At 68.9% G+C, this 19775-nt stretch carries 17 protein-coding genes and 2 tRNA genes; 14 read left to right on the top strand and 5 right to left on the bottom strand.

Features of this window, described 5'->3' with window-relative positions; genetic code table 11:
• Window positions 1-14 precede the first annotated feature (14 nt).
• Genes OKW76_RS04700 through OKW76_RS04720 form a run of 5 tightly spaced genes read left to right on the top strand, consistent with a single transcriptional unit; the run spans window position 15 to window position 6895 of the window.
• Window positions 15-1010, top strand: a complete 996-nt coding sequence (locus tag OKW76_RS04700; RefSeq protein WP_265551586.1) for an AAA family ATPase — start codon at window positions 15-17, stop codon at window positions 1008-1010.
• Between the two features lie 8 nt (window positions 1011-1018).
• On the top strand, window positions 1019-1906 hold the full coding sequence (locus OKW76_RS04705; protein WP_265551588.1) for a DUF58 domain-containing protein: 888 nt from the start codon (window positions 1019-1021) through the stop codon (window positions 1904-1906).
• Complete coding sequence (locus tag OKW76_RS04710; RefSeq protein ID WP_265551590.1) at window positions 1903-3030, top strand: BatA domain-containing protein; 1128 nt, start codon at window positions 1903-1905, stop codon at window positions 3028-3030. The genes OKW76_RS04705 and OKW76_RS04710 overlap by 4 nt, the downstream gene beginning before the upstream one ends.
• A complete protein-coding gene (locus OKW76_RS04715; RefSeq protein ID WP_265551591.1) occupies window positions 3027-5204 on the top strand; it encodes a DUF4175 family protein in 2178 nt (725 codons plus the stop codon). Before OKW76_RS04710 ends, OKW76_RS04715 begins: the two co-directional genes overlap by 4 nt.
• The gene (locus tag OKW76_RS04720; RefSeq protein ID WP_265551593.1) at window positions 5201-6895 is read left to right on the top strand and encodes a carboxypeptidase regulatory-like domain-containing protein; all 1695 of its coding nucleotides are present in this window, start codon (window positions 5201-5203) and stop codon (window positions 6893-6895) included. Before OKW76_RS04715 ends, OKW76_RS04720 begins: the two co-directional genes overlap by 4 nt.
• 127 nt (window positions 6896-7022) lie before the next feature.
• Here the strand turns inward: OKW76_RS04720 and OKW76_RS04725 are convergent, their stop codons facing one another.
• On the bottom strand, window positions 7023-8675 hold the full coding sequence (locus tag OKW76_RS04725; protein WP_265551595.1) for an NAD(P)/FAD-dependent oxidoreductase: 1653 nt from the start codon (window positions 8673-8675) through the stop codon (window positions 7023-7025).
• Between the two features lie 105 nt (window positions 8676-8780).
• Between OKW76_RS04725 and OKW76_RS04730 the strand changes: the two genes are divergently transcribed.
• The 3 genes from OKW76_RS04730 (at window position 8781) to OKW76_RS04740 (ending at window position 10437) form a co-directional block, all read left to right on the top strand.
• Window positions 8781-9176, top strand: coding sequence for a BLUF domain-containing protein (locus OKW76_RS04730; protein WP_265551596.1), 396 nt, complete (start codon window positions 8781-8783; stop codon window positions 9174-9176).
• 58 nt (window positions 9177-9234) lie between these two features.
• Entirely contained in the window at window positions 9235-9435 is a 201-nt protein-coding gene (locus tag OKW76_RS04735) for a hypothetical protein (protein ID WP_256507682.1), read from the top strand.
• Window positions 9436-9600: 165 nt separating this feature from the next.
• Window positions 9601-10437 (top strand): alpha/beta fold hydrolase, encoded by an 837-nt coding sequence (locus OKW76_RS04740; protein WP_265551599.1) that lies wholly within the window; start codon window positions 9601-9603, stop codon window positions 10435-10437.
• 53 nt (window positions 10438-10490) lie between these two features.
• Here OKW76_RS04740 and OKW76_RS04745 read toward each other — a convergent pair whose 3' ends face one another.
• From OKW76_RS04745 to OKW76_RS04755, 3 genes are all read right to left on the bottom strand, one after another.
• Complete coding sequence (locus OKW76_RS04745; protein ID WP_265551602.1) at window positions 10491-12134, bottom strand: FAD-dependent oxidoreductase; 1644 nt, start codon at window positions 12132-12134, stop codon at window positions 10491-10493.
• A gap of 199 nt (window positions 12135-12333) precedes the next feature.
• A tRNA-Ala gene (locus tag OKW76_RS04750) sits at window positions 12334-12409 on the bottom strand.
• 118 nt (window positions 12410-12527) lie between these two features.
• On the bottom strand, window positions 12528-12842 hold the full coding sequence (locus tag OKW76_RS04755) for an FYDLN acid domain-containing protein (protein ID WP_256507683.1): 315 nt from the start codon (window positions 12840-12842) through the stop codon (window positions 12528-12530).
• A 103-nt stretch (window positions 12843-12945) separates the two neighbouring features.
• On the opposite strand from OKW76_RS04755, the gene aroA reads away from it, so the two are divergent.
• Window positions 12946-14295: a 3-phosphoshikimate 1-carboxyvinyltransferase gene (gene aroA / locus OKW76_RS04760; RefSeq protein WP_265551605.1), complete on the top strand. Its 1350-nt coding sequence runs from the start codon at window positions 12946-12948 to the stop codon at window positions 14293-14295.
• Between the two features lie 7 nt (window positions 14296-14302).
• Window positions 14303-14941: a (d)CMP kinase gene (cmk, locus tag OKW76_RS04765; RefSeq protein WP_265551606.1), complete on the top strand. Its 639-nt coding sequence runs from the start codon at window positions 14303-14305 to the stop codon at window positions 14939-14941.
• A gap of 21 nt (window positions 14942-14962) precedes the next feature.
• On the opposite strand, the gene OKW76_RS04770 is transcribed toward cmk, so the two are convergent.
• Window positions 14963-15511, bottom strand: a complete 549-nt coding sequence (locus OKW76_RS04770) for a thermonuclease family protein (protein ID WP_265551608.1) — start codon at window positions 15509-15511, stop codon at window positions 14963-14965.
• Window positions 15512-15837: 326 nt separating this feature from the next.
• Between OKW76_RS04770 and rpsA the strand changes: the two genes are divergently transcribed.
• The 4 genes from rpsA (at window position 15838) to OKW76_RS04790 (ending at window position 19769) form a co-directional block, all read left to right on the top strand.
• Window positions 15838-17562: a 30S ribosomal protein S1 gene (gene rpsA / locus OKW76_RS04775; protein ID WP_265551610.1), complete on the top strand. Its 1725-nt coding sequence runs from the start codon at window positions 15838-15840 to the stop codon at window positions 17560-17562.
• Between the two features lie 207 nt (window positions 17563-17769).
• The gene (locus OKW76_RS04780) at window positions 17770-18048 is read left to right on the top strand and encodes an integration host factor subunit beta (protein ID WP_256507689.1); all 279 of its coding nucleotides are present in this window, start codon (window positions 17770-17772) and stop codon (window positions 18046-18048) included.
• Between the two features lie 109 nt (window positions 18049-18157).
• A tRNA-Leu gene (locus tag OKW76_RS04785) sits at window positions 18158-18241 on the top strand.
• Window positions 18242-18314: 73 nt separating this feature from the next.
• Window positions 18315-19769, top strand: a complete 1455-nt coding sequence (locus OKW76_RS04790) for an ABC transporter substrate-binding protein (protein ID WP_265551612.1) — start codon at window positions 18315-18317, stop codon at window positions 19767-19769.
• Window positions 19770-19775 lie beyond the last annotated feature (6 nt).

Raw genomic sequence — 19775 nt, forward strand, 5'->3', positions numbered from 1 at the left:
CACCCGGAGCCCAAATGACCGACACCCCAAGCGAAGCCGACCTTGCCGCGCGGATCGATGCGATTGCGCGACTGCGCGTCGAAATCGGCCGGGCGATCATCGGCCAGCACGACGTGGTCGAACAATTGCTGATCGGGCTGTTCGCCGGCGGCCATTGCCTGATCGAGGGGGTGCCGGGGCTCGGCAAGACGCTGCTCGTCCGTACCCTAAGCGAAGCCTTGTCGCTCGAATTTCGCCGCGTCCAGTTCACCCCCGATCTGATGCCGAGTGACATTTTGGGCACCGAATTGCTCGAAGAGGATCACGGCACCGGCCATCGCCATTTCCGCTTCCAGAAAGGCCCGGTCTTCACCAACCTCTTCCTGGCGGACGAACTCAACCGCACCCCGCCCAAGACCCAGGCGGCGCTGCTCGAGGCGATGCAGGAACACAGCGTCAGCTATGCCGGCGTCACCCACCGGCTGTCCGAACCCTTTTTCGTGCTGGCGACGCAAAACCCGATCGAACAGGCGGGTACCTATCCGCTGCCCGAGGCGCAGCTCGACCGCTTCCTGCTCAACATCCGCGTCGATTATCCGACCGAGGCGGAGGAACGCGCGATCATCACCCACACCACCGGCGCGGCGGGCACGCGCGTCGAGGCGGTGATGCACGCCGAAGACATCGTCCAGATCCAGCAATGGGTGCGCCAAGTGCATGTCAGCGAGGCGCTGCTCGGCTGGGTGACCGCGTTGGTGCGCGCCACCCGCCCCGGCGCAACCGCGCCCGCCGCGATCAACCAATATGTCCGCTGGGGTGCAGGTCCGCGCGCCGGACAGGCGCTGATCCTCGCCGCCAAGGCGCGCGCGATGCTCGAGGGGCGGCTGGCGGCGACGCGCGACGATATCGCCGCCCTGGTCGCGCCGGTGCTTCGCCACCGCATCCTGCTGTCCTTTGCTGCTGAGGCCGAGCGCCGCTCGCCCGACGACGTCATCGCCGATCTGCTCGCCGCGATCCCAGCGCCCGCCTGACCTCGCCCGTGTCGCCGCTCGACCTTCCGCACGACGTTCGCCGCCGGCTGGCGCGGCTGTCGATCGTGCCGCGCCGGCGCACCGGGCTCGGCGGCGTCGGCATCCATGCCAGCCGCAACCGCGGCACCGGGATGGAGTTCGCGCAATACCGCCCCTATGAGCGCGGCGACGAATTGCGCTCGATCGACTGGAAGCTCTACGCCCGCTCGGACCGCTTCTTCGTTCGCGATGCCGAGCGCGAAAGCCCGCTCGCGGTATGGATCATCCTCGATGCCAGCGCATCGATGGCGCAGGCCGATCTCGCCACTCCCGGCTGGTCGCGCTTTGACGCAGCGCGCCGCCTCGCCGCCGCGATCGCCGCGGTCGCGCTGGCGCAGGGCGACCGCTTCGGGCTGATCGTCGAGGGCGGCAGCGCGCCGATCGTCGTCGCCCCAGGCAGCGGCCCGCGCCACCGCGACCGACTGCATCTGGCGCTCGCGCCGCTTGCCGCTGCGGGCGTCGCCGACTGGGAAGGCGCGCGGCAGCGGCTGGGCGAGCGAATCAGCCGCGACGATGTCGCGATCGTGCTGACCGACGGGTTCGACGAAGCTTGTATCGCCACGATCGAGGCGCTCGCCGCGTCGGGCCGTGACCTGTGCACGATCCGGCTGCTCACCGCCGACGAACGCGATTTCCCCTTCGATAGCGGCTATCGCTTCACCGACGTCGAAGGTGGCGCCAGCGTGATCGGCGACGGGCCGGCATTACGCGAGCAGTATTTGACGCGCTTCGCCGCCGCGCGCGCCGCGCAGGAAGCACGGCTCGAATCCGCAGGAGTTCGCCACACCGAAAGCTTCGTCGACCGGCCTGCCGACGAACCGATCGCGGCGTTGTTCGACCGCCGCACCCGCCGATGACGCCGGCGCTGCTCGCCCCGCTCGGCCTGTTGGCGCTGGCGTCGATCCTGCTGCCGATCGCGATCCATCTGGCGCGTCGGACCGAGATGCGGCCGGTCGACTTCGCCGCGCTACGCTACCTCGACGCGCGTCCGCGCCCGCGGCAGCGCTTACGGCTCGACGAATGGCTGCTGCTCGCGGTGCGGATCCTGTTGCTCGCGCTGGTCTCGCTCCTGCTGGCGGGGCCGATCCTGTGGGGCGCCGAGGATCGCCGCGCGGTCGTGGCGGTGTTTCCCGGCATAGCGGCACCGGCAATCGGCGAAGACGTGCGCGGGGTCTGGCTCGCGCCGGGCTTCTCCTCGGTCGCCGATGCTTCGCCGCCGCGCCCCGAACGCCCCGCAACGCTGATCCGCAGGCTCGATGCTGCGCTTGCGCCGGGGGTAAAGCTGACGATCATCGTGCCGCCGGTGCTGGGCGACCTCGATGCGGAGCGTCCGCGATTGTCGCGCGAAGTCACCTGGCGTGTCGTAAATGCGCCGGTCCCCGCTGCCGCGCCTACGGTGCCGCCGCCAATCGCGATCCGCCATGCCCCGCCGATGCGCGGCGCAGTCCGCTATTTCCGCGCAGCCGCCACTGCCTTGGCACCGTCGGACCGTGCGCCTGACATTGCCGCCCTCGACCAACCGATACCGTCGGCAATTCGGCATATCATCTGGCTCGATAGCGGCGAGCTTCCCGCCTCCATCCTCGATCGAGCCGCCGACGGCGCGACCGTGCTGGCGGCAAGCGACACCTTGCTCGCGCTCGAAGCCCCCCCGCGCACCGTCTGGCGCGACCCCGAAGGCCAGCAGCTCGCGATCGAACAGCGCCACGGCAAGGGCCGCGTGCTTCGCCTGACACGCACGATCGACCCCGCCGCGATGCCGATCCTGCTCGACGCGACCTTCCCCGATCGCCTCGCCGAGCTACTCGACCCCGCCCCGCCGCCAGCGCGCGCCTCCGCCGCCGATCATGCGCCGCTGACGGGCACCCCCGCCTGGCCGCAACCGCCGCTCGACCTCGCGCCATGGTTCGCGCTGGCGATCGCATTGGTCTTCGCGATCGAACGCCTGCTCGCGACCCGCCCGCGCCGGGTGATCGCATGATCGAACGCCCGATCCTCGACCGGCACCGCCGCGACGCGAAGATGCGCGTGCTGCTCGACGGCGCTGCGGTCGCGCTGCCACTGACGCTCGGCGCGGCGGCGATCGGCTGGCGGTTGGGCGGCGGCGCGCTCGCGGTGGCGCTGTTGCTCATCGGCGCGGCGGTACTGGCGGTAATCGCCTGGCGACGCGGTCGGCGCTTCGACCAGCCCTGGCTGGTGTCGCGGCTCGATTCCGAGGTTCCCGGGTTCGAAGACAGCAGCGCCCTCCTATTCGCCCCCGCCGATACGCTTGGCGGCTTCGCAGACCTGCAACGCCGCCGGATCGAGGCGCGGATCGATGCCGCGCAGCCGCTCGACCTTCGCACGCCCTGGTCGCGCCGCGCGATCGTGGCCGCCTGGATCGCGGGTGTCGTGCTGGTGCTCGCGGCTTGGCTCTGGCCCGATCCCCGCGACCCCGTCGCCCCGCAGCCGACCGCGACGCCTGCCGCCATCGCCGGCCCGCCCCGCCTGATCGCCGCCCGCCTGCGGATCGCGCCGCCCGCCTATACCGGGCTCCCGGTGCGCGAGCAGACGAGCCTCGACGCACGCGTTCCGGAAGGATCGCGGATCAGCTGGTCGCTCGCCTTCGCGCCCGACCCCGCCGCCGCGACGATCGCCTTCCCCGGCAGCGCAGGAGTCCCGCTGACCCGCAGCGGCAATCGCTGGACTGCGGCCCACGCCGCCGCCCGCCCCGCCTTGTACCGGATCGAAGCCCCCGGCCTTCCCCGCCAGCGGCTCCACCGCATCGAAACCATCGCCGACACGCCCCCCACCGTCCGCGCGATCACCCCGCCCGAGCAGCTCGCCACCGTCACCCCCGGCCAACGCCGCTGGACCCCGGTGTTCGAGGCGAGCGACGATTACGGCGTCGCCGCCGGCGCGGTGCTGCGGATCACCGTCACCGCGGGCGAGGGCGAGAACATCACCTTCACCCAGCGGACGACGACGCTGGCGGGCAGCGGCCCCGCCCGCCGCCGCCGCTTCGCCGCCACGCTCGACCTGGCGCGCGAAGGCCTTGCGCCGGGCGGCGACCTCATCGCGCAGCTCATCGTCACCGACAATCGTTCGCCCGCGCCGCAGCGCGTCGAGGGGCCGAGCGTGATCCTGCGCTGGCCCGCCGATCTGGCGCTCGCCGATGGGCTCGACGGCATGGCGCAGCCGGTGATGCCCGCCTATTTCCGCAGCCAGCGCCAGATCATCATCGATGCCGAAGCCTTGATCCGCGATCGCGCGCAACTTGGGGCCGACGCCTTCGCCACGCGATCGAACGCGCTCGGCGAGGACCAGGCGATCCTGCGGCTGCGCTACGGCCAGTTCGTCGGCGAGGAGGCCGAGGGCGGCGGATCGACCGGCGGCATCGCGCTGCCCACCAACGACGCGCCCGCCTTGCCGACCAACGACAGCCCCGCGCTGCCGACCAACGATGCGCCGGCCCCCGCAGCGCAGGACCGGCAGGACCCGACGCTGGGCGACGGGCATTCGGCGGACGACGGCCACGATCACACCGCGCCCGGCGCCGCGTTCGATGCCGCGCGCAGCTTCGGTCATGTCCATGACGATAGCGATGCCTCGACGCTCTTCGCCCCGGGAACACGGACGACGCTTGCGCAGGCACTCGACGCGATGTGGTCGTCGGAGCGCGAGCTACGCCAGGGCGATCCGCGCGCCGCATTGCCCCACGCCAACCGTGCGCTCGCCTTCCTCAAGGAAGCGCAGCAGGCGACGCGGATTTTCCTGCCACGCGTCGGCGCCGCGCTGCCGCCGATCGACCTGACCCGCCGGCTCTCGGGCGATCGCGAGGGGATCGTCGCGCGGCGACTGCCGCAAGCCGATCGCCCCGACCCCGAGACGATCCTCGCCGATTCGTGGCGCGCGCTCGCCGACACCCCCGGCAAGCGTCCCCCGCTCCAGCTCGGCGCGCTCGATCGCTGGGTACGCGCCAATGGCGGCAAGCTCGCCGATCCGCTGGCGCTGCGTGCGGCGATCGACACGTTGCGCGGCGAACCCGGCTGCGGCGAGTGTCGTGCCCAGCTGCGCGCGTTGCTGTGGCGCGCGATCGAGCCCCCCGTCGCCGCGATCAAGCGGCGCGCGACCCCGCGCGCGATCGGGCGCCGCTATCTCGAGGCGCTGCGATGACCGGCGGCGCCTTCACCTGGAGCATGGTCGCAGTCGTCGGATCGCTGCTGGTGGCAAGCTGGCTGTTGGTGCGCCGGGGGCTCGGGCCGCGAAGGCTGGTGCCGCTATTGGCGTTGCAATGGCTGGCGGGGGCGGCGTTGCTGTTGTTCCTGTTCCCGCCGAGCGTGCCGATCGGCGGTGGTTCGCTGACCGTCGTCACCAGCCCGATCGCTGCGATGCCGACGGGTAACGTCGTCAGCTTGCCCGAAGCGGGCAGCCTGCCGGGCGCCAAGCCGGTGCCCGATTTCGCCGCCGCGATCGCCAGCGTTCCCGCCGGCACGCCGATCGAGCTGCTGGGCCTGGGGCTGGTCGAGCGCGACCGGATCGCGGTCGCCAACCCGCTGCGCTTCACCCCGCCGCCGCAGCCCGTGGGCATCGTCGCGATCGCCTTCCCCGAACCCACCGCCCCCGGTGCGGGCTTTGCCTTCGGCGGGCAGACAAGCGGCTTGGCGGGCGGCACGGTCGAGATGCTCGATCCGGCAGGCACCCGCGTCGCGCGCGTCCCGATCGGCGCCGACGGCCAATTCGCGCTGTCGGGCACCGCGCCGGTCGCCGGCACCGCGCTGTTCACGCTGGTCGCGCGCAACCGTTCGGGCGGCATCGTCGAGCGGCTGGCGATCCCCGTCGACAGCCGCGAACCCACCCCGCCGCGGCTGCTGATCCTCGCCGGCGCCCCTTCGACCGAGGTACGCCAATTGCGCCGCTTCGCCGAGGATGCGGGGATCGACGTTACGCTTCGTGTCGATCTCGGCGCCGGACTGCAGACCGGCGACGCGCCGGTCGCGATCGACCGTGCGACGCTTGCCCGAACCGACCTGCTGTTGATCGACGATCGCCGCTGGGAACGTCTGGGCGGCGGCGAACGCGGGGCGATCGGATCGGCGGTATCGGGCGGGATGGGGTTGCTGCTGCGTCCCACCGGCCCGCTGCCCGCCGGGGTGCGGCGCGACTGGGCTTCGCTCGGGCTCGCGGTCTCGGGGGGCGATGCCAGCCTGCCGGTGCGGATCGACGACACCCCCGACGCGCTGCCGCTCGCGCGCCGCAACCTCAGCATTGGCGGGGCCAACACGGTGACGATGCTGCGCGATTCGGCGGGCGAGGCGATCGCGGCATGGGCCCCGCGCGGCCGCGGTCGCGTGGGCCTGTCGAGCATCACCGACAGCTATGCGCTCACGCTCACCGGAGCGCCCGAGCGTTACTCGGCGCTGTGGAGCGTGATCTTCTCGACCCTGGCGCGCGAAGGCGACGCAGCACCGCCGCGGCTGGCGACGCTGGTTCGCGCGGGCGGACGCGGCGCGGTGTGCGGGTTGGCCGACGACGCCCGGTTGCTGTCGCCCGATGGCGGGGTCAGCCGCTTGTTGGTCGATCGCGCCGCCAAGGATTGCGCCGCCTTCTGGCCGCAGCAGGCCGGCTGGCATGTGGTCCGCGATGCCAAGGACCGCGAGACGGCGCTTTACGTTCATCCCACCGACGCCGCTCCCGCGCTCGCGGCTGCGCAGCGGCGCGAGGCGACGTTGGCGTTGATCGGATCACCATCGGGCGAGGCAGCCGAAAGATCGGCGCTAGGGCCGCGCTGGCCCTGGCTCCTGTTGCTGCTGGCGCTGCTCGCGCCGCTTTGGTGGCTCGAACGACGGCGCGTGCACACCATTTAGCGCCAAGCCTCCTTCCGTTCGCACTGAACTTGTCGAAGTGCCGTTCTCCTTTGCTATGTTGGCAAGAAGGACAGTGCTTCGACAGGCTCAGCACGAACGGGGTGAGGGCAGTGCTCCCATACGGACCTTACGCCCTCGCCACAGCCACCTTTGCCTGCCCCATCGCCAGCAAATCGCGCGCCACCGCCTCGGCCACCTTGATGCCATCGACCGCTGCCGACAGGATGCCCCCGGCATAGCCCGCCCCCTCGCCCGCCGGGTACAGCCCCGCGGTGTTGAGGCTCTGGAAATCCTCCCCCCGCGTGATCCGCACCGGCGAAGACGTCCGCGTCTCGACCCCGGTCAGCACCGCGTCGGGATGGTCGTAGCCCGGAATTTCGCGCCCGAACGCCACCAACGCCTCACGCATCGCGGTCACCACAAACTCGGGCAGGCATTCGGCCAGATCGGTCAGCTTCACGCCGGGACGATAGGAGGGGATGACGCTGCCAAGCGCCGTCGAGGGCCGACCGGCGAGGAAATCGCCCAATTTCTGCGCCGGCGCGCTGTAATCGCCGCCGCCCACCACATAAGCGCGCTCCTCCCAATGCCGCTGGAGCGCGATCCCCGCCAGCGGGTGCCCCGGATAATCGCGCGCAGGATCGATGCCGACGACGATCCCCGAATTGGCGTTGCGCTCGTTACGCGAATATTGGCTCATGCCGTTGGTCGCGACGCGCCCCGGCTCGGATGTCGCGGCGACCACGGTGCCGCCGGGACACATGCAAAAGCTGTAGACGGTGCGTTCATTGGCGCAGTGATGCGACAGGCTGTAGGCGGCAGCGCCCAGATCGGGATGCCCCGCGCACGGCCCGAAGCGCGCACGGTCGATCCACGATTGCGGATGCTCGATCCGCACCCCGATCGAAAACGGCTTGGCCTCGAGGAACACGCCGCGATCGTGCAGCATGTGGAAGGTGTCGCGCGCGCTGTGGCCGACCGCGAGCACCACCGGCCCCACCGCCATCGTCTCGCCAGTCTGGAAGCTAAGCGTGCGCAGCCGCCGCGACCCGTCGGGCGCGGTCTCGACCTCGATGTCCTCGACGCGATGCTCGAAGCGATATTCGCCGCCCAGCGCCTCGACGGTTGCACGCATGCTCTCGACCATCGTCACCAGCCGGAAGGTGCCGATATGCGGATGCGCCTCGGTGAGGATTTCGGCCGGCGCCCCCGCCTTGACGAATTCGGTCAGCACCTTGCGGCCCAGATGGCGCGGGTCCTTGATCTGGCTCCACAGCTTGCCGTCGGAGAAGGTGCCCGCCCCGCCCTCGCCGAACTGGACGTTCGATTCGGGGTTCAGCTCGCTTCGCCGCCACAGCCCCCAAGTATCCTTGGTGCGTTCGCGCACCACCTTGCCGCGATCGAGGATGATCGGGCGGAACCCCATCTGCGCCAGCATCAGCCCCGCGAACAACCCGCATGGCCCCGCTCCCACCACCACCGGGCGCGGTCCGGCATAGTCGGCGGGTGCCTTGGCGACGAAGCGATAGCCGGTATCGGGGGTCGGATTGACGTGGCGATCGCGGCGGCAGCGTGCGAGCACCGGCGCTTCGTTGCGAAGCGTCACGTCGACCGAATAGACGAACTGGATATCCATCTTGTCGCGCGCGTCGTGCGCCCGGCGCGCGATCGTGTAGCGGACCAGATCGCGCGGGGTGACCCGCAGCCGATCGCGGATCGCGGTCGCCAGCGCTTCCTCGGGATGGTGGATCGGCAGCTTGAGTTCGGTGATGCGCAGCATCGCCCGCCCTTAAGCGCTACCGCGCCCATGCGAAAGCGCCGCGCTATGCACCGGCGATTGCTTGGCGTAGCCTGTATCGGCAGCAATCACCGGGGGTCGGGCACGATGAAGCAGTTGATCTATCGATCGCAGCCGTTCGGGTTCGACGAGGCGATGCTCGCCGGCATCCTGTCGCAGGCGCGGCGCAACAACCGCCGCGACGACATCACCGGCGCGCTGATCTGCCGCCACGACCTGTATCTGCAACTGATCGAGGGGCCGGCACCCGCGATCGACGCGTTGTTCGCACGGATCCTGGGCGACGATCGCCATGGCGACGTCCAACTGCTGCTGAGCGACGAGGTGACCGATCGGATGTTCGGCGCCTGGGCGATGCTCGACGACGAAGCGCCGTCCTTGTTCTGGTCCCCCGCCGACGTCGCTGCGGGCGCGCTCGAAGCCGCCAGCCCCGCGGACCTTCGCGCGGCATTCGCTCGGCTGCGGCGGCGAACGCTCGACTGAGCGTTGCGATCGCAACCGCCACTGGACAAGCGGCCCGGCGCTTTCCTATCGGCGGGGCATGGCAATCATCGCAACGATCATGAACAGCACCACCGGCCAGCCCATCCAGAAGATGAGCTTCGGCCGCATGCCCAAACCCTGGGCGTCCTTCAACCTCGAAACCGGCGAGCTGGTAAAGGCCGACCGGATCGACGTCGGCAAGCCCGCGCCGGGCAAGTTCGTCGCGCCGGTATCGGTGTGGGTGACGCCCAAGGCGTAAGCCCGCAGGCGACCGCGCTTCGTCGCATCGACCAGACCGGTATCGCGCCCGAATATCTTTCGTCCACAATGCCTTGAACCGACTCGAACGGTTCCGTCGAACCCCCGAATCGCGTAGGTTCGCGGCGCGGGCGGGCATCGGCTTGCGCCGCGAACGGAGGATATCATGGCATATATCACCACCGATGACGGCGCCGAAATCTTCTACAAGGACTGGGGCCCGCGCGACGCCCAGCCGATCGTCTTCCACCATGGCTGGCCGCTATCGTCGGACGATTGGGACACCCAGATGCTGTTCTTCCTCGCCAATGGCTATCGCGTCGTCGCGCACGACCGGCGCGGCCATGGGCGATCGTCGCAGATCGCGACAGGCCATGACATGGACCATTATGCCGCCGACGTCTCCGCGCTCGCCGCACAATTGAACCTCACCAACGCGGTGCATATCGGCCATTCGACCGGCGGCGGCGAAGTCACCCGCTATGTCGCAAAGTTCGGCGAGCCACAGGGGCGTGTCGCCAAGGCGGTGCTGGTGAGTGCGGTGCCGCCGCTGATGCTCCAGACCGAGGCGCATCCCGCCGGCGTACCGATCGAGGTGTTCGACGGGCTGCGCAAGGCGCTCGCCGATAATCGCTCGCAATTCTATCTCGATCTGGCGTCGGGGCCGTTCTACGGCTTCAACCGCGACGGCGCGACGGTTTCGCAAGGCGTGATCCAGAATTGGTGGCGGCAGGGCATGATCGGCAGCGCGCTCGCGCATTACGAGGGGATCAAGGCGTTTTCCGAGACCGACCAGACCGAGGATTTGCGCGCGATCACCGTGCCCACTTTGGTGCTGGCGGGCGACGACGACCAGATCGTCCCCTATGTCGAGGCCGCGCTGAAGCAGGCCGAACTCCTGCCCAACGCGACGCTCAAAATCTATCCGGGCTTCTCGCACGGGATGCTGACGATGAACGCCGAAATCCTCAACGCCGATCTGCTGGCGTTCGTGCGCGGCTGACGGGGTGAAACCGGAGGGGGGCGGCCGACACCCGCCCCCTTTTGGCGGAGCAATCAGCGTGCGGCTTGGGCCGCCTCGCGCGCGAACATCGCGTGGATCTGCGCGACCACCGCCGCGCCCTCGCCCACCGCGGCGGCAACCCGCTTGGTCGATCCGGCGCGGACGTCGCCGATCGCGAACACCCCCGCGACGCTCGTCTCGAGCGGCTGCGCATCGACCCCGGTGACGACAAAGCCCTTGGCATCGGTGGCGACGCAATCGCGCGCCCAATCTGCATTGGGATCGGCACCGATGAACAGGAACACATGGCGCACCGCGCGGCGGTGTAGATTGCCGGTGCTGCGCTCGCGGAAGGTCGCAGCGGCAAGCCCGGTCGCGCGCTCGCCCTCCAACCCGACGATCTCGCTGCCGACATGGACCTCGACATTGCCGAGCGCGGCGATCCGATCGACCAGATAGCGCGACATCGTCTCGCCGAGATCACGGCGGACCACTAGGTGCAGCTTCTTCACCTGCGGCGCGAGGAACACCACCGCCTGCCCCGCCGAATTGCCACCGCCGACCAGCACCACCTCTTCGCCGGCGCATAGTCGCGATTCGATCGCCGAGATCCAGTAGGACACCCCCGCGCCTTCGAATTCGGCGAGATTGGCGATATCGGGCCGCCGGTAGCGCGCCCCCGAGGCGATCACCACCGACCGTGCCTGCACCCGGCGCTCGCCCGCGCAGGCGAGCGCGAGCCGCACCCCGTCGCATTCGAGCCGCTCGACCGCGACCGGAATCGCGACCTCGGCACCGAATTTCAGCGCCTGGTTGAACGCGCGCCCGGCCAGCGCCAGCCCCGAAATCCCCGTCGGGAACCCCAGATAATTCTCGATCCGCGCCGACGCCCCCGCCTGCCCGCCCATCGATCGCGAATCGAGCACCACCACCGACAATCCTTCGGAGGCGGCATAGACCGCGGTCGCGAGGCCGGCGGGCCCTGCGCCGACGATCGCGACGTCGTACAGATGTTCGGGATCGATCGGCGGGATGACGCCTAGGCAGGCGGCAAGCTCCTCGTCGCTCGGGCGCTTGAGCAGCTGGCCATTGGGGCACATCACCAGCGGCAATTCCTCGGGCAGCACCCCGGTGCGTTCGGCCAGCGCGCGCCCCTCGCCCTCGGCGCCGACGTCGAGCACCAGATTGGGCAGGCCGCTGCGACCAAGGAAGGTCTGCAGTCGCACGATATCGGGGCTGCCGGGCACGCCGACGATGATCGTGCCCGCGCCGCCATGCTCGATCAGGCTGACGCGGCGCAGGATCAGCGCGCGCATCACGATCTCACCGAGCTCGGCCGACCCGACCATCAGCGCGCGAAGATGCGCGGCGTCGAACGGGATCGCGCTGCACCCTTCTGGCCCCGCCACCCCGGCGGCGATCGACGGACGCCCGGCGAGCTGGTTCACCTCGCCCGAAAACTGGCCGGGATGGTGCACGGTGATGCCGGTTTCGGCGCTCAGCCCGTCGCGACGGACGACCTCGATCGTCCCCTCGATCACGAGCCACGCAGGGACATCGTGCGCGCCGATCGCGTACAGCGTATCGCCGGGGGCGAACCGCACCGCAGGACCGCTGGCGAAGCGCCGCGCGGTCGCCATCTGCGCCGAATCGAGCGTGGGAAACATCTGATGCCGGCGCGTATCGATCGTGCTCATGCCACCCCCGTCGCCGCGCTGCGGCACCCGCGCGCATCGCAATGCCGATGATACAGCTATTTAGCTGCAGAGGCAGCAACATCGTGCGGGGGAATCGAAGACTGCGAAGCACCGTCGGCGCCAGGGGTTATCGAAGCTGGTGCGAAGCCGGGGCGAACCCAATCGGCTATCCGGCGAACCCTGCCGAACGATCGGGGGGTGGTGGAGCCGAGGGGGATCGAACCCCTGACCTTTCGCATGCCATGCGAACGCTCTCCCAGCTGAGCTACGGCCCCACATCGTTGGGAAGGCGGCTCCACTAAGCGGGCCGCGATGCTTTGGCAAGCGGCGTTTTGCCGTGTGCCATCGAAAACCGCCCCGCCCCGATCCTGCGACCGAGACGGGGCGCGCACCTCAGGTTTCGTGCTCGTCGGCGGGGGTCTCGACGCCCAGATCCTCGTCACCGCCCAGGTCGACATCGTCGTCCGCAGGGGTGTCGTCGTCCTCGACGTCGATATCGTCGCCCAGATCCGAATCCTCGGCCTTTTCCTTGACCGGTGCGGCCTTGGCCGCTTCGAACGGCAAGGGCTGCTTCGATTTCAGGATCGGCTCGGGGTTCCACGTCACGCCGCATGCGATGCAGCTGACCGGGTCCTCCTTGCCAAGATCATAGAAACGCGTTCCGCATTTCGGACAGGCCCGCTTCGTGCCCCATTCCGGCTTGATCATGCCGCAAGTCGCCTTTCAGAGATGTTTGATTTCGGAAGGATGCCTTCCGCAAAGTGGAGCGCGCCTTGCCATAGCACAAGCGCGCTGTCAAAAGCCCGCCGCCATGTCGCACGCCACCCCCCTACCCGTTTCGCCTTTGCCGGTCTCGATCGTCGCCCGAGGTCCGCTGCGCGGCGACGTCGCGCTGCCCGGCGACAAATCGATCAGCCATCGCGCGCTGATGTTCGCCTCGCTCGCGGTCGGCCGCAGCCGGATCGAGGGGCTGCTCGAGGGCGAGGACGTGCTCGCCACCGCCGCCGCGATGCGCGCGATGGGCGCGACGATCGAACGCGATTCGGATGGCGTGTGGCAGGTCGACGGGGTCGGCGTCGGCGGGCTGCTCCAGCCCGCGCAGGCGCTCGACATGGGCAATTCGGGCACCTCGACGCGGCTGCTGATGGGGCTGGTCGCCAGCCATCCGATCACCGCGACCTTCATCGGCGACGCATCGCTGTCGTCGCGGCCGATGGGCCGCGTGATCGAGCCGCTGACGCAGATGGGTGCGGACATCACCGCCTCGCCCGGTGGCCGCCTGCCGCTGATGCTGCGCGGCCTGACGCCCGCGGTGCCGGTCGAATACACGCTGCCCGTCGCGTCGGCGCAGGTGAAGTCGGCGGTGCTGCTCGCGGGGCTCAACACCCCGGGCATCACCCGCGTGATCGAGCCGGTGCCGACCCGCGACCATAGCGAGCGGATGCTCGCGGGCTTCGGTGCCGAGCTGACCGTCGAGGAAGGCCCCGACGGCCGGATCATTTCGATTCGCGGCGAGGCCGAATTGCAGCCGCAGGATATCCAGGTACCCGGCGATCCCTCGTCGGCAGCGTTCTGGCTGGTCGCGGGGTCGATCGTTCCCGGATCGCACATCACGATCCGCAACGCCTGCATGAACCCCACGCGCACCGGACTGCTCCAGGTGCTGCGGATGATGGGCGCCGATATCACCGATACCAATGCGCGCACCGTCGGCGGCGAACCCGTCGCCGATCTGGTCGTCCGCCACGCGCCGCTGACCGCGATCGAGGTTCCTGCCGACATCGCGCCGAGCATGATCGACGAATATCCGATCCTGTTCGTCGCCGCCGCCTGCGCCACCGGGCGCACCGTCGCGCGCGGTGCGCACGAACTGCGCGTCAAGGAATCGGACCGGATCGCGACGATGGCAGCGGCGCTCACCGCGATCGGCGTGGCGGTGACTGAGCATGACGACGGACTGTCGATCGACGGATCGGGCGGCGCGAGCCTGCCAGGCGGCGCTCAAGTCGCCTCGAAACTCGACCATCGTATCGCGATGAGCATGGCGGTGGCTGGACTTGTCGCGCGCGCGCCGATTTGCATCGACGATGCAAATCCGGTCGCAACCAGCTACCCCGCCTTTTTTGAAACGCTTGACGCCCTCGCGCGCGCAACCGATTGACCCCAGCATGATTATCGCCGTCGATGGACCCGCCGCCTCGGGAAAGGGCACGATTGCCCGCGCGCTTTCGCGCCATTTCGGGTTGCCGCATCTCGATACCGGGCTGTTGTACCGCGCGGTCGCGCAACGCGTGATGGCCGAGGGGCTCGACCCGACGCGCGAGGCCGATGTGGTCGCGGTATGCGACTTCGAAGACCGGCTGCTTGAGGATCCAGCGCTGCGCACCGACGAGGCGGGCAAGCTCGCCTCGGTCGTGTCGGCGCATCCGCTGGTGCGCGCGGCATTGCTCCAGCGCCAGCGCCGGTTCGCGCAGCAACCCGGCGGCGCGGTACTCGACGGCCGCGACATCGGCACCGTCATCGCCCCCGATGCCGAGGTGAAGTTGTTCGTGAAGGCGACGCCGATGATCCGCGCCCAGCGCCGCCACTCGGAACTTCGCGCGCACGGCAGCAAGGTCAGCCTCGACAAGGTGCTGGGCGACATCCGAGCGCGCGACGATCGCGATGCGCGCCGCACCGAAGCGCCGATGCGCCAGGCCGCCGACGCAGCGTTGCTCGATACCAGCTTCCTGTCGATCGACGCCGCGGTCCAGCGCGCGATCGGGCTGGCAGAGGCGCGGATGCGGATACGTTCCGAACAGCAATAGGCCGGCGCCGCTGCGGCGCGATCAGCCGCCGGTCAGTCTGGGACAGGCGCGCCGCACCCGATCGCCATCGTCCCAATCGCGGCGGTAGCGCGCATCGGTGAAGCGTAGCTGGTGGCACGATACGTCACCAAGCGGCCCCCGGATCGTCGCGAGCGTACGGCCATAACGGTCCTCGCCCGTCCGCATCACCGTCAGCGGCCCGTCGATCGCGCGGGCTAGGCTGCGCGTCGCCGCGGCGGCATCGCCTTCGACGCAGTTGCGCCCGGCGCGGCAATGGCCGGGCAGTTCGGGGGTATCGATGCCCAGCAGCCGGATACGTTCGCTGCCGCAGCGAAGCGTGTCGCCGTCCACCGCGCGGCATCCGACCGGGTCGCCGCGATCGTCGATCGTGACCGCCTGCGACGCGCCGGGGTTGGTCGATGCGATGCCGATCGCCGCGCCGGCGAGCGCCGCCAGCACAAAGCCCGATCGAAACACGCCCAGATCGCCGAAGCGATAGCGCCACTGCTGGCGACGCAACGGCACCGCCCGAAACGGCTTCCAAAAACGATATACATTACGGTCACGCATGGGAGCGGAAATACGCGGGGGCGCTTGACGCATCGCTATCGAACAAGGTTAAGCTGTCCGCTCGGCCTGCCCCCGCGCCACACGCCTCGGCTTGCTAGTTTTCGCTTTCTGGGCTATGCGCGCACGGTCCGACGAACTGGTGTTCGCGGAGGCTGGCGCACGGCATTGCCCGTCGCGCCCTTTTCGCATTGTGCGACGAGTGCCCTCCGCGCGTTCCTGCGCGCCTGGATGCCGCGACCGGCGATCGGCCGCCGCGGCACACGAAGGCCAAGACCGCCGGAAAAACCGGCTGGCCGGAAATGAACGACACAGGAACCTGATCCTTTATGGCAACCCAGCCCAATCCTACCCGTGACGATTTCGCAGCGATGCTCGACGACATGTTCGGCGCATCGGAAAGCTTCGAAGGCCGAGTCGTCATCGGCACCGTCACCGGTATCGAGAACGACCTCGCGATCATCGACGTCGGCCTGAAGAGCGAAGGCCGCGTGCCGCTGCGCGAATTCGCAGCGCCGGGCCAGCCCGCCGAGCTGAAGGTCGGTGACGAAGTGCAGGTCTATGTCGACCGCGTCGAGAACGCCAATGGCGAAGCGATGCTGTCGCGCGACCGCGCCCGCCGCGAAGCCGCATGGGACACGCTGGAAACCGAATTCGCCAAGACCGCACGCGTCGAGGGCGTCATCTTCGGCCGCGTCAAGGGCGGCTTCACCGTCGACCTGAGCGGCGCCGTGGCGTTCCTGCCCGGTTCGCAGGTCGATATCCGCCCGGTGCGCGACGTCACCCCGCTGATGGACATCCCGCAGCCCTTCCAGATCCTGAAGATGGACCGCAAGCGCGGCAACATCGTCGTTTCGCGCCGCGCCGTCCTCGAAGAGACGCGCGCCGAGCAGCGCAGCGGCCTGATCCTGAGCCTGGCCGAGGGTCAGATCATCGACGGTATCGTCAAGAACATCACCGATTACGGTGCGTTCGTCGACCTGGGCGGCATCGACGGCCTGCTGCATGTCACCGACCTCAGCTACAAGCGCGTCGGTCACCCGAGCGAGATGCTGAACATCGGCGACACGGTGAAGGTGCAGATCATCCGCATCAACCGCGACACCCAGCGTATCTCGCTTGGCATGAAGCAGCTCGAGAGCGATCCTTGGGATGGCGCATCGGCCAAGTATCCGGTCGGCGCGAAGCTTTCGGGCCGTGTCACGAACATCACCGAATATGGTGCGTTCGTCGAGCTGGAAGCCGGCATCGAAGGCCTGGTCCATGTCAGCGAAATGAGCTGGACCAAGAAGAACGTCCATCCGGGCAAGATCGTATCGACGAGCCAGGAAGTCGACGTCATGGTGCTCGAGGTCGACCAGGAGAAGCGTCGCATCTCGCTGGGCCTCAAGCAGGCACAGGCCAATCCCTGGGACAAGTTCGCCGAGGATCACCCGGTCGGCAGCCAGGTCGAGGGCGAAGTCAAGAACGCCACCGAGTTCGGCCTGTTCATCGGTCTCGACAACGATGTTGACGGCATGGTCCACATGTCGGACATCGCCTGGGGCATTTCGGGCGAGGACGCGCTCAACCTGCATCGCAAGGGCGAGACCGTCCAGGCGATCGTGCTGGCGATCGAGCCCGACAAGGAGCGTATCTCGCTCGGCATGAAGCAGCTCGAGCGTGGCGCACCTTCGGTTGCGACCGGTGGCGAAGCCGCTGGTGGTGCGGGTTCGCGCGTCAACAAGAACGAGATCGTCACGGTCACCGTGCTTGAAGTCCGCGATGCGGGCCTTGAAGTGCAGACCGGCGATGATGGCGCCACCGGCTTCATCAAGCGCACCGATCTCGGCCGCGACCGCGACGAGCAGCGTCCCGAGCGCTTCCAGGTTGGCCAGAAGTTCGACGCGATGGTCACCGGCTTCGATCGTTCGAAGAAGCCAACCTTCTCGATCAAGGCGATGCAGATCTCCGAAGAGAAGCAGGCTGTGGCGCAGTATGGCTCGTCCGACTCGGGCGCGTCGCTCGGCGACATCCTCGGCGAAGCGCTGAAGGCCCGTAACGAGAAAAAATAAGCATAGGCCAAAAAAAAATGCGAAGGGCGGGACGCAAGTCTCGCCCTTTTGCGTTTCAGTCTCGCGACTTAGTGGAAACTCGACCCGAACACCCACGGATTGATTCAGGTTAAGAGTTCCGCGTACAGGGAGCTTAGTGTACAAGGAACGAAGTCGCTTGATGCGGCAGGTCGTTAGTCAGCCCGTCGTTCCGGAGGGTAGAAGATCATGATCCGTTCCGAGCTCGTCCAGTTGCTCGTCCGCGACAACCCCGACCTGTCGATCCGCGATGTCGAGCGCATCGTGAACGTGTTCTTCGACGAGATCGTTCACCGCCTGTCGGATGACGGCCGCGTCGAACTGCGCGGGTTCGGTGCGTTCAGCACCCGCGCCCGCGACGCGCGCAGCGGTCGCAACCCACGCACCGGCGAGTCGGTCTCGGTCGATGCCAAGCGCGTCCCCTATTTCAAACCTGGCAAGGAAATGCGCCTGCGCCTGAATACGTAAGGCGCACGCCACCGCCGCTCCGCGTGTCGGCGGCAGCTTCTTGGCCTGGAAGATGCCACCGCATCTCGACGCGGACCACCCCGCCGCGCTAGGGCTTTCCTGCCTCCAAGCGGACGTGGCGAAATGGTAGACGCGGCGGACTTAAAATCCGCTTGAGCAATCAGTGTGGGTTCGAGTCCCACCGTCCGCACCATGGTTTCATCTTCGCCGGGGTTGGCATCCCTCGCGGCGCCCCATAGACGGAAAGCCTCGTCGCCGGGAACGCCATGAACCGTCTCAAAATTTGCATGATCGCCGCTACCCTCACGCTGGGGGCGTGCGAACGCCGACCCGACGACATCCCCGTTGTCGTCAGCGTGATCGGCCAATCGACGGGCAACGCCTCGCGCAATCCGGGCAGCCCGGCGGCGGCATTGCTCGGGGCTACCGCGCAGGGGCTGGTGCGCTTCGATGCCAATGGCCGGATTGAACCCGGGCTCGCCGAGCGCTGGACGGTGATCGAGGACGGCAAGAGCTACATCTTCCGCCTCCAGCAGACCGAATGGGCCAATGGCAGCGCGGTCACCGCCAAGCAGGTGGTGACCGCGCTTCGCCGCGCAGTGCGGCGCGGCGGGCAGAACCGGCTGCGCCCCTTCGTCAGCGCGATCGACGAGATCGTCGAGATGACCCCTAATGTCATCGAAGTCCGGCTCAGCAAGCCGCGCCCCGACATGCTGTTGCTGTTCGCGCAGCCCGAGATGGCGATCTTCGAATCGCGCCGCCTGGGCGGCACCGGCCCGTTCCGCGTCCAGTCGCGCGACGACAACGGCATCGTGCTGCGCCCGGCCTTCGATCCCTTGCGGCTCACCGACAGCGAGTTCGAAGAGCCGCACGCCGCCGAATATGTCCGGCTACGCGCCGAACCCGCGGCACTGGCGATCGCCCGCTTCGGCGCGCGCCAGTCCGATCTGGTATCGGGCGGCACCTATCGCGACTGGCCGCTGATCGAACATTCGAAGGTCGCACCGACCAACCGCAAGATCGACTACGCTTATGGCCTGTTCGGGCTGTCGGTCGTTTCGCGCCAGGGGTTCCTCGCCACCGCCGCCAATCGCGAGGCGGTGGCGATGGCGATCGACCGCGGCGCGCTCACCGCCGCCTTCCTGCCCGACTGGCCGGCGGCCGAGGCGCTGCTTCCAGACCAGTTCGATTCGGCACAACCGCCGGCACAGCCCGGCTGGAGCCCGTTCAGTCTGGAGGACCGGCGCAACGCCGCGCGGCTTCGCGTCGAGCAGTGGCGCCGCGAGCAGGAGGGCGAAGTTCCCGTTATCCGCATCGCGGTGCCCGATGCACCCGGCGGCAACCTGATATGGGCGCATGTCGGCGCGTCGCTGGCGGCAATCGGCGTCCGCGCTGAGCGGGTGGCGTGGCGAAGCGCCGCCGACCTGCGCCTGATCGACCGGCTGGCGCCCTATGACAGCGGCCGCTGGTATCTGGTGGCGGCATGCCAGCCCTGTGCTGTCCCCGTCGCCGAACTGATCCTGGCGGCGCGCGACGCACCCGACCTCGCCACCCGGCGCCAGCGCATTGCCGAGGCCGATGCCGCGCTCGCCGCCGATATCGCCTTCATCCCGCTCGCACGCCCGATGCGCTGGTCGCTCGTCGCGCTACGCCTGCGCGAATGGCGCGAGAACCCGCGCGCAGTCCACCCGTTGAATCACCTGCGCGGCGATCCCAACTAGCATCCA

This window comes from Sphingomonas sp. S1-29 (assembly GCF_026167545.1).
In the GTDB taxonomy this organism is placed as follows: domain Bacteria; phylum Pseudomonadota; class Alphaproteobacteria; order Sphingomonadales; family Sphingomonadaceae; genus Sphingomonas.

Excerpts from the sequence above, each read along its gene's own strand:
- OKW76_RS04740 (WP_265551599.1), top strand. The coding sequence starts at position 9,601 with ATGGCATATATCACCACCGATGACGGCGCCGAAATCTTCTACAAGGAC.
- OKW76_RS04700 (WP_265551586.1), top strand. The coding sequence starts at position 15 with ATGACCGACACCCCAAGCGAAGCCGACCTTGCCGCGCGGATCGATGCG.
- OKW76_RS04755 (WP_256507683.1), bottom strand. The coding sequence starts at position 12,842 with ATGATCAAGCCGGAATGGGGCACGAAGCGGGCCTGTCCGAAATGCGGA.
- OKW76_RS04770 (WP_265551608.1), bottom strand. The coding sequence starts at position 15,511 with ATGCGTGACCGTAATGTATATCGTTTTTGGAAGCCGTTTCGGGCGGTG.
- OKW76_RS04720 (WP_265551593.1), top strand. The coding sequence starts at position 5,201 with ATGACCGGCGGCGCCTTCACCTGGAGCATGGTCGCAGTCGTCGGATCG.
- OKW76_RS04710 (WP_265551590.1), top strand. The coding sequence starts at position 1,903 with ATGACGCCGGCGCTGCTCGCCCCGCTCGGCCTGTTGGCGCTGGCGTCG.
- OKW76_RS04725 (WP_265551595.1), bottom strand. The coding sequence starts at position 8,675 with ATGCTGCGCATCACCGAACTCAAGCTGCCGATCCACCATCCCGAGGAA.
- OKW76_RS04790 (WP_265551612.1), top strand. The coding sequence starts at position 18,315 with ATGAACCGTCTCAAAATTTGCATGATCGCCGCTACCCTCACGCTGGGG.
- OKW76_RS04735 (WP_256507682.1), top strand. The coding sequence starts at position 9,235 with ATGGCAATCATCGCAACGATCATGAACAGCACCACCGGCCAGCCCATC.
- OKW76_RS04730 (WP_265551596.1), top strand. The coding sequence starts at position 8,781 with ATGAAGCAGTTGATCTATCGATCGCAGCCGTTCGGGTTCGACGAGGCG.
- cmk (WP_265551606.1), top strand. The coding sequence starts at position 14,303 with ATGATTATCGCCGTCGATGGACCCGCCGCCTCGGGAAAGGGCACGATT.
- OKW76_RS04715 (WP_265551591.1), top strand. The coding sequence starts at position 3,027 with ATGATCGAACGCCCGATCCTCGACCGGCACCGCCGCGACGCGAAGATG.
- aroA (WP_265551605.1), top strand. The coding sequence starts at position 12,946 with ATGTCGCACGCCACCCCCCTACCCGTTTCGCCTTTGCCGGTCTCGATC.
- OKW76_RS04745 (WP_265551602.1), bottom strand. The coding sequence starts at position 12,134 with ATGAGCACGATCGATACGCGCCGGCATCAGATGTTTCCCACGCTCGAT.
- OKW76_RS04780 (WP_256507689.1), top strand. The coding sequence starts at position 17,770 with ATGATCCGTTCCGAGCTCGTCCAGTTGCTCGTCCGCGACAACCCCGAC.
- rpsA (WP_265551610.1), top strand. The coding sequence starts at position 15,838 with ATGGCAACCCAGCCCAATCCTACCCGTGACGATTTCGCAGCGATGCTC.